General features: G+C 51.7%; 11 protein-coding genes. All 11 read left to right on the top strand.

Going from position 1 to position 8,439, the window contains the following annotated elements; all coding sequences use genetic code 11:
• Window positions 1-380 precede the first annotated feature (380 nt).
• The 11 genes from ACW73I_RS22365 (at window position 381) to ACW73I_RS22415 (ending at window position 7,591) form a co-directional block, all read left to right on the top strand.
• On the top strand, window positions 381-647 hold the full coding sequence (locus ACW73I_RS22365) for a hypothetical protein (RefSeq protein ID WP_458031723.1): 267 nt from the start codon (window positions 381-383) through the stop codon (window positions 645-647).
• Between the two features lie 15 nt (window positions 648-662).
• Complete coding sequence (locus tag ACW73I_RS22370; RefSeq protein ID WP_458031724.1) at window positions 663-971, top strand: hypothetical protein; 309 nt, start codon at window positions 663-665, stop codon at window positions 969-971.
• Window positions 968-1,258: a CHC2 zinc finger domain-containing protein gene (locus ACW73I_RS22375; RefSeq protein ID WP_458031725.1), complete on the top strand. Its 291-nt coding sequence runs from the start codon at window positions 968-970 to the stop codon at window positions 1,256-1,258. The genes ACW73I_RS22370 and ACW73I_RS22375 overlap by 4 nt, the downstream gene beginning before the upstream one ends.
• Entirely contained in the window at window positions 1,255-3,438 is a 2,184-nt protein-coding gene (locus ACW73I_RS22380) for a DUF3987 domain-containing protein (RefSeq protein ID WP_458031726.1), read from the top strand. The genes ACW73I_RS22375 and ACW73I_RS22380 overlap by 4 nt, the downstream gene beginning before the upstream one ends.
• Window positions 3,431-3,610 (top strand): hypothetical protein, encoded by a 180-nt coding sequence (locus ACW73I_RS22385; protein ID WP_458031727.1) that lies wholly within the window; start codon window positions 3,431-3,433, stop codon window positions 3,608-3,610. Before ACW73I_RS22380 ends, ACW73I_RS22385 begins: the two co-directional genes overlap by 8 nt.
• Window positions 3,611-3,697: 87 nt before the next feature.
• The gene (locus tag ACW73I_RS22390; RefSeq protein WP_458031728.1) at window positions 3,698-4,810 is read left to right on the top strand and encodes a phage major capsid protein; all 1,113 of its coding nucleotides are present in this window, start codon (window positions 3,698-3,700) and stop codon (window positions 4,808-4,810) included.
• A gap of 12 nt (window positions 4,811-4,822) precedes the next feature.
• Window positions 4,823-5,314, top strand: coding sequence for a hypothetical protein (locus ACW73I_RS22395; protein ID WP_458031729.1), 492 nt, complete (start codon window positions 4,823-4,825; stop codon window positions 5,312-5,314).
• A gap of 327 nt (window positions 5,315-5,641) precedes the next feature.
• Window positions 5,642-5,818, top strand: a complete 177-nt coding sequence (locus tag ACW73I_RS22400) for a hypothetical protein (RefSeq protein ID WP_458031730.1) — start codon at window positions 5,642-5,644, stop codon at window positions 5,816-5,818.
• 438 nt (window positions 5,819-6,256) lie between these two features.
• Window positions 6,257-6,874, top strand: coding sequence for a DUF7673 family protein (locus tag ACW73I_RS22405; RefSeq protein ID WP_458031731.1), 618 nt, complete (start codon window positions 6,257-6,259; stop codon window positions 6,872-6,874).
• Window positions 6,871-7,053, top strand: a complete 183-nt coding sequence (locus ACW73I_RS22410; RefSeq protein ID WP_458031732.1) for a hypothetical protein — start codon at window positions 6,871-6,873, stop codon at window positions 7,051-7,053. Before ACW73I_RS22405 ends, ACW73I_RS22410 begins: the two co-directional genes overlap by 4 nt.
• Before the next feature lie 157 nt (window positions 7,054-7,210).
• Window positions 7,211-7,591 (top strand): SET domain-containing protein-lysine N-methyltransferase, encoded by a 381-nt coding sequence (locus ACW73I_RS22415; protein WP_458031733.1) that lies wholly within the window; start codon window positions 7,211-7,213, stop codon window positions 7,589-7,591.
• Window positions 7,592-8,439: the final 848 nt, after the last annotated feature.

Below are 8,439 nucleotides of genomic sequence, written 5' to 3' on the forward strand. Positions count from 1 at the left end.
ACGTGGCGGTGTAGGCGCGATTGCTAGCCAGGGATGGCTAGCAATCTTTCCCGCCGGAAGCCGACACTCTCCGGCAACTTTCGAACGGCATTTTTGGAGGAAACAAAAGCTTTGCAAACTAACGCGCGGGAATAAATCCACCATTCTATGAGTAGAAAATTAGGACAATAAAGGGGGCTTTCGCCCCTTTTTTTATGCCTCAACCAAAAGGAGATATGACCTTAATTTTAGAGATTTTGAAATCAGGACAATAAGTTATTTGTCAGGGTTTTGTCATTGTTTGTCATGTTTTTTTATTAAAAATCAACTGCTTAAGTTCACCACAAGCCGAGGCAAAAAACCACAGCGAAACTTGTTAAACGGTAACAAATGGGGTGAATATGACACCAAACAATCAAACCGCCACGGCTAACGCTGAGGCAATCCAAACCGAAGCCATGCAAACCGCATGGATTTATCTAACTGTTCGCCAGTTCTGCGAAAAACACAAAGCCTTCACAGCTGGAGGGCTTAGGGCGCTGATATTCAACGAGCATCAAAACGGCCTAGCCCAAGCCGGGGCCATAGTTAGGATTGGCCGTAAGGTTTTAATCAACGAAGAAAAGTGGTTCGCTTGGATCGAGTCACAAAACGCGGGGGGCAGATAACGCGGGGGGCAGATAATGAAACCAACACAAAACATTATCCCGGCCAACCCTGGCTTTAGTGCCATAACCCTTTGCACCAACATAGCCGGAAGGCTTAGCTATTACCGAGAAAGCATCATTGCCTGGCATATCAGTGGAAGCGACGACATTGCACAAGATAGCCAAAACCTGTTTGCTAGCCCCGTGCTTCCCGGATCAATTGGTGTTTATGACGAATACGACGCAATAGAACACCCTAACGGAACCATTCAAGACCCAGACAAAACCTACAAAAACCTTGCTGATTGGCTTGAGTACAAGGAAGCCGAACGAGGTAAAGAATGAAACCAAACTCCAACCATATCAAGCGGGCAATCAGCCCGCCCGATTATTACCGTGTAGCATTGCCCGATGTACCGCTAAAACGCATCGGCTGGAATGATGGCGGCCTTTGCCCGTTTCACAGTGACAACACGCGCGGATCGTTTCGCGTAAACACCCAAACCGGCGGCTTTAAATGTTTTAGTTGCGGCGCGGCGGGCGGTGATGTGATCGCTTTCGAGCAAAAGCGCCACGGCTTAAGCTTTCCCGAAGCAATAGACAAATTGGCGCGGGATTGGGGGATAGAATGACTATCAATTTACCCAAAACCTACCAAAACAAGCCCCTTGTTTATGCCTGGACATATCGCGGCACAAACGGTGAAGAGTTGGGCGCGGTGGGCCGGTATCAGCACCAAGGGCAGAAAAAAGACGTGGTGCCATTTTTCCGGCGGCGCGGTGCCGATTGGGTGCCGGGTATCGATGCCGACCCCCGCCCATTGTTTGGCCTGGATCGATTAGCGACGCATGACAAAGCCAAAGCAGTTTTTATTGTTGAGGGTGATCCATGCGCGGCGGCGCTGCAATCCATCGGCCTTTGTGCCGTTACCACGTTGGGCGGATCGCAAGCGGCAAACAAAGCCGATTGGCAGCCATTAAGCGGCTTCGGTGCCGTGTATGTCCTGCCAGACAACGACGAACCCGGCGAGAAGTACGCGGCGACCGTGGCCGAAGTCCTGGCAAATCTGGAACGACCGCCCAAAGTTAAGATTGTACGCTTGCCGGGCTTGCCAGAAAGCGGCGATGTGGTGGACTGGCTGAAAGGCTGGGTAAGCGGCTGGGATGGCTTCGGGCCGATTGACAGCGCATTGCACGAACCCTTACAGGCCAAACTTCGGGAGGTGATCGCCAGCCAAACCGCCCAGACAGTCACCAGCAACCCGAGCGCGGCCACCCGTGGCACATGGGCCAGCCCTGGCGAAATTCGCCCGAAAATTCCGGCGGTTTTAGCCATGACCCCGGAACTAATCCCCGCGCCTTTCCGTGATTGGCTGGCGGATGTATCGCACCGGATGCAAACCCCGGCGGATTTTCCGGTAATCAGTACCATTGTGATTTTTTCCAGCGTGATCGGGGCCGGTTGCGGCATTCGCCCGAAGCAGCGCGACGGCTGGGAGGTTATCCCCAACCTTTGGGGCGCGTGTATCGGGCGGCCTTCGGTCTGTCTGAAATCACCCAGCATGAAAGAGGCGCTAGGCATTCTTGATCGATTGCAATTCGTTTATGGCGAAATGTTCGAACGCGAAAAGCGCGGCGCGGATTTTGAAGGCATGGTGGCCGGGGCGGTACAAAAAGACCTGAAAGCCCGGCTGGATAAGGAGGCCAAGAAAAGCACGATGGACAGCCGCGAACTTGACCTATTGCGGGCCGAGTACATGGAAGTCTTGGAAGCCAGCGAACAGCAACCGACACGGCGACTGTTCAAAACCAACGAAACCACCATCCAGAGCATGACCAACTTACAGGCGCAAAACCCGCGCGGCTTGCTGGTGTTTCGAGATGAGCTAACCGGATTATTGGTCAAGTGGGATCAAGAAAACGGCGCCGATGAGAGGGCTTATTTTCTGGAAGGCTGGAACGGCAACGGGACTTATACCGATGTAAAAATCGCCAGAGGCGTCACCGAGGCAAAACAAATCTGTATCAGCTTGCTAGGCGGTATCCAGCCCGACAAACTGAAAGCCTATTTGCACCAAGCCCAAAGCGGCGGTAACGATGGCATGATTCAACGCCTACAGCTTGCCGTGTGGCCGGATGAGCCGAAAAACTGGCAATTGATCGACACCGCCCCCAACAAGGAACACAAGCACCGCGCCTTTGTGATTCTGCAAAAGCTAGCAGAAATGGACTTTGCCGAATACGGGGCTAGTTATGACCCAGAACACGACGACCGGCCTTATTACCGTTTCGACGAAGCCGGGCAAGCGGTGTTTTTCGATTGGCTGACCGAGCTACAAACAGGCAAGATACCGACCGAGGAAAACCCCTTAATGGTGGAACACTTCGGCAAGTTTCGTTCATTGATGCCGAGTTTGGCGCTAATTTTCCATCTGATCGACATTGCCGACGGTAAAGCACGCGGGCCGGTATCAGAACAAGCGGCGCTATTGGCGGTTGATTGGTGCGAATATTTGGAAAGCCACGCGCGGCGCATCTATGCAATGGCTGAAAGCCCGGAACAAGAGGCGGCGGTAAGGTTGGCGGGCAAGATCAAAGCCGGCAACCTGCCGAACCCCTTTACCACCCGAGACATTGACCGAAAAGGCTGGCACGGCTTAGGCAAGGGCGCACCCGTGAAAGAGGCGCTGGAAATCCTGGCTTATGAGGGCTGGATTGTAGAGCAACCGCCAGAACCGCAAGCAGTAGGCCGGCGGCCTTTACCGAGCTTTCACATTAACCCGCTAGTTCTGGGTAGGGGGCGTCATGACTAGAGAGCAAAACACGCCCCACGTATCGAGCAAAGAAGCGTCTTACAATATTAGACAGATTGAAACGGGTCTTAAACAGCTTGGATTTTCACGAGCCGAGGCAAAAAAATTTTGCGCCGACTTGAAGCATGTCATAGATGTCGGAGAAAGAACTTGCAATGGCGGAAAAACATGATATAACTCGATTACTTTCTTTCCTGTGAGACGCTGGAAATTGTTTTTTGGCCGCGAGACGTGGCCGCAAATTCTCACAGGAAAAGGTATGTCGCTTCAAAAAATCACTACCCAGATTGACCGCATTGAGCGCGATATCAATAATCACCACAACCTTTCAAAAAACGAACTGGAAAACATCGGCAGCGCGCAGCTCGAACTAGGCCGCCGTTTGGCCGCACTGGAGCGCAGGGGTGTACAGGCGCACTTTGCCAATCGCAGCGATTGGGGCACCCAAATCGTTGCATCATCCGTCTTGCGGGAATTTCTGAACGGCGGGCGGCAAAAAGCAAAATTCGAGATTAAAAACAACACCCTGACCGGCGGCGACTCCACTGTAGCGCCAGACAGAAAGCCGGGTGTTGTACCTGGCGCGTTCAGTCCGATGACGCTGGAAAGCCTGTTTCCGGCCATGCCGACCGCAGAAAACGCGATTGAGTTTACGCGAGAGCTTTTATTCACAAACTCAGCGGCCGAAACCGCCGAGGGATCAGCCAAGTCGGAATCATCATTGACGTTCGAATTGGTCAACATGCCTGTTTCAACGGTAGCTCACTGGATCAAAATCAGCAAACAACTGGCTTCAGACGCGCCAGCATTGGCCGCTTACGTGAATCTGCGAATGGAGTACGGCGTCAATCGTCGTATCGAAACCCAGCTGGCCGTGGGCAACGGTACGGCCCCTAACATTTCCGGTATTTTTGACACCGGCAATTATCAGCCACACGGTTATACGGCAGCTCAGCTAACCACAAGTTTGCCTAAGCACGAACTAATCCGCAGATGCATGACCGACCTGTTCAGCGCAGGTTACCGTCCAAGCGCGATTTTGTTAAACCCAGCTGATTGGCTTCAATTCGAGTTGTCGATTCTGAATTCGACACCAAGTTACAGCGCGTCTGATCTGATAAATGGGTTAGAGGCCAAACTGTTCGGTGTGCCGGTCGTGCAATCGCTTGGCGTCACCGCCGATACGTTCGGCGTCGGAGCGTTCGCAATGTCAGGAAACATCCGAAATCGTGAGGATGTGACCATCGAAATGTCAGAATCAGATTCCGACAACTTTACCAAAAACCTAATCACGGTCAGAGCGGAACGACGATTAGCACTGGCGATTGAACAGCCTAGCGCGATCATCGGCGGCGACCTGACACCGGCTTAATGGAGTGACATTATGAATTTCATGAACATATTCGGAGGCTCGAACTTAGGCCGCCAGTTTTTCAAAGACGACCTGAGCGAAAAGGCCAAGCCGCGTAAGGCGCTGGTCGATAAAATTGCGGCGCTTAAAAAAGAGCTGGCCGGTTTGTCTACGAAGCCGGTCAAAGATGTTGATGCCGAGATTAAAAAGGCCGAAACCAAGCTGAACGAGTTGCGCGAGAAGCGCGGCGAATTGCTGGCGGTCGATCATCAAAATCGCGAAGCGCTGCTAAAGCAAATCAAAATGGCCGAGACCGAGCTTAAGAGTCAGACGCCGGTCATCGTGGCAAATTGCCGCCGTGCGCTATACGACCGCGTTAAGAGCAAAACGCTTTTGACAAATGACGAAAGCCGACTGGCGAAGGCTCTGTTTGACGAATTAACCGGCCTGACTAATTGCCTCGATGACGCGGCGATTCTGAAATCCGTCGCAGACATCGAGAACCGAGCGGCGGCGGGGCTTTAACTTTTTACCATAGTGATAATGGAACCACTCGCCCGGGAGATTGCATCAAACGGGCATTTTTTTAAGGATACAAATGCAGGCAACGCAACCCCCTTGGCAAAAGGCAGGTTTTAGCAGTTACTCGGAGTTTTGGAATGATAGGCAAATCGGAACACGAAACGTTTCTAACAGAACATCAATTATGCGCCCAAGGTGGAACATGAACAAACGCGCACTGGCCGCCATGCGGAAGGCCGGAACACTTCACTTCGTTAGGCCGAACGGCGAGTATAAGTATCGGTTGTCAGAGGTGATGCGCGTTGAGAAATTGAGAACGGAGATTGTTTGATGGAATATCACGCGGAACTAAAACGACGCAATCACGTAGAGACCGGCGAGTTTACCAGCATTCAAGCGGCTATTGATTGGGCTAAGTCACTTGGTGGCCCTCGTACGCTGACCGTCAAACGGCGACAGGATGACGGCAAATATCAAATTGTAAGAGAGGCCAAATATGGATTCTAAGAAATGCGCCACATGCGCCAAACCGATTAAAGACCAATCCGGCATAGGCCGTCCTAAAGCCTATTGCTCAATCGCTTGCAGGCGGCAGGCAGAGAGCCGAATCAAACAATTATCAAGGCGCTGCAATCGGTTGACCGATTCGCTGATGAATGTGAGCGGAAAACAATTTTCTTGACAACCTGACTTTCTCCGCATAAGCTTCGATCATCCCATGAGCACATGGGACGGGATTGGAACCCCGTTAATCTAGGCGTCAAAATGCCGCATTCAATCGCGGCTTTTTTGTGTCCGTCATTTGCAATACCTGTTATGGCGGGTTGCATTGGGCACACTTAGGTGTGGCCGCTCCTAGATCGGTAGTTCCAACCCATTGCAGCCCGTCGCCCCAAGATTGGAACCTTGGCCGACGGTTACTTACTTTATCTAGGAGTCACCGTTATGAGCACACAATACTTAGGAGAAATCCGCCTAAAATCCAACCCTTCCAAAAACATAAGCGCGATTGCTCAGAACTTCGAGCAACTGAAAAACCAATACGCTGAATTTTCCGCCTATGTCAACGCACCGATTGACCCCAACATACAGAGAATCATCCCGGCCCTTGATGAGCACGTGGCTAAATTGCTGTTTGAGGCATTCCGCTTGTCTGAATCGGTTTCTGATTTGCTGCACAAAATACGACCAACCACAGAGCCTGATCCCGTCGAACGATTCCTGCAACAAATCGCCGAGACCGAGGTTGAGCGCGAAGAGTTATTGACTACAGGACTGCCCGCATTAACCCGGCTGGTAGCGGTCGCACAGCGCGACACAGGTCAGGCTGTGACCGTGCGGCGGTTTTTGCTTGCGCTGTATAACGGTCGATCATGGCCGTTCAATCTCACGTCGCTACGCGGCCTGGACTGCAATCTTTTTGATGATTGCATGGCCGTGTTGAAGCTTGATTCCCTGGTAACGGCAAAAGAGGTTCACGAATACATCAAAGGCGGCGATCAACTATTTGCCGAATGGTGTATCGAGTTTGGGAGCGAAGCAAAACGCGGGGGTCGGTCATGAGAATTAGATATGCTGAGGCAGCATTAATTAAAAACCGTCGCGCCCTCGAACATTGTGCAAAGCTGAAACAGAACAAATCATTCGACGACGCCGTTAAATACGAACGTCGCGCCGCGATAGCCGGAATCGTTCTGTTTGTATCGCTGGTCGCTCAAGCATGGCTTGGGGGTACGCTATGAGGTCGCAGCCCGACTCAAGACGCGGAGAGCTGGCCGCCATTCTGCTTATTTTATCGGCGTCTACATCGTTCAGTTTTGCCTATTGGCAGGTTGGTCTTAATCACGATTCAGCAACACAAAAGCGCTGGCATATGTGCCAAAGGTGAATAACGAGGAAATGATGCCAAGTTACGATGACGTACTCAGAATCACAGGAACCGATGAGGCCGCATTGCATAAGATCATGTGCGACCACAGCGACCTAATACCATTCGATCTAGATTACCCGGTCATGCTGCAACAATCTCCCATTCACGGCATGGGCTTGTTTGCAACCGCATCATTCGAAGCTGGGCAGGTCATATGCCCAGCCAGAATAGGTGTACATCGAACACCTGCCGGTCGCTATACAAATCATTCATCCGAACCTAACGCCATGATGCAAGCGGTCGATGGCGGCATTGTGGTGGTAGCAATACGAGATATAGCGGCGGTTGATGAGGTGACCGTGTGTTATCTGCATGCGCGTGCCGCTGGGCTATATGCGAGCCGGGTGTAGTCGGATGTGTCGTAAGGGGGAGGGGTGGGTAAAAAGTCATAGGGGTAAGGGTCGCCGTGCGTCGCCCTAGCAAAGCATTTACACAAATGAGTTTTTGCTTTGAAAAATTTTGACTTGAAAACACGCCTACCCAGAACCAACTAAACCAGCTCGCCGCTGGTTTTTTTTTGCGCCGCCAAACAAGGCGCCAGCTACAACAAGCCGAAAACCACGCCAGCACAACCCTTGGCCCAGATACCAATAAAAATTATATGCTCGATTCTAGAAATAATGATCATAAGCAAACTCTATGCCTTCCTGTATACCTTGTCAAATATGACTTGTAGAGAGTTGGCACGAAACCCAGCTAGGTATTTTATTATTTCGTATTGTTAAACAACGGTTGTGCAGCTGATCCGTGTACGGCCCAGAAATGGCGCCGGCCACGGCAAGCGACTTGCCCAGACTGATCCACGCAAACAACACCGGGGTGGCGATGCCTTGGGCCTTGTGCGAAGCTGGCGGGCCATGTTCAAGCCTGCACGGGATCGCCCACCGGATCGGCGGGCGCTGGTAGGGGTGCCGAAGGTGGCAAGGGGTATTTTGTCGGTTTAGTCAGTTTTGTCGGTAGGGGGTGGCTCGTGTTTTCGCACGCTTTATAAGTCATTCTCCCTATCAACATGGGCTTTTTGGATTTCTAAAAATCCATTCAGCGAAAATTTGGATAGGGCGACGCACGGCGACCCTTACCCCTATGACTTTTGACCCACCCACCCCTACCGACAAAACTGACTAACAGGCTGTTGATTTTATCGCCCCCGCAATCCGCATTGATTCGCTGAGCCAGCCGCTAGATTAACTTATAAAGC

It is taken from the genome of Methylomonas sp. MgM2, from assembly GCF_054172045.1.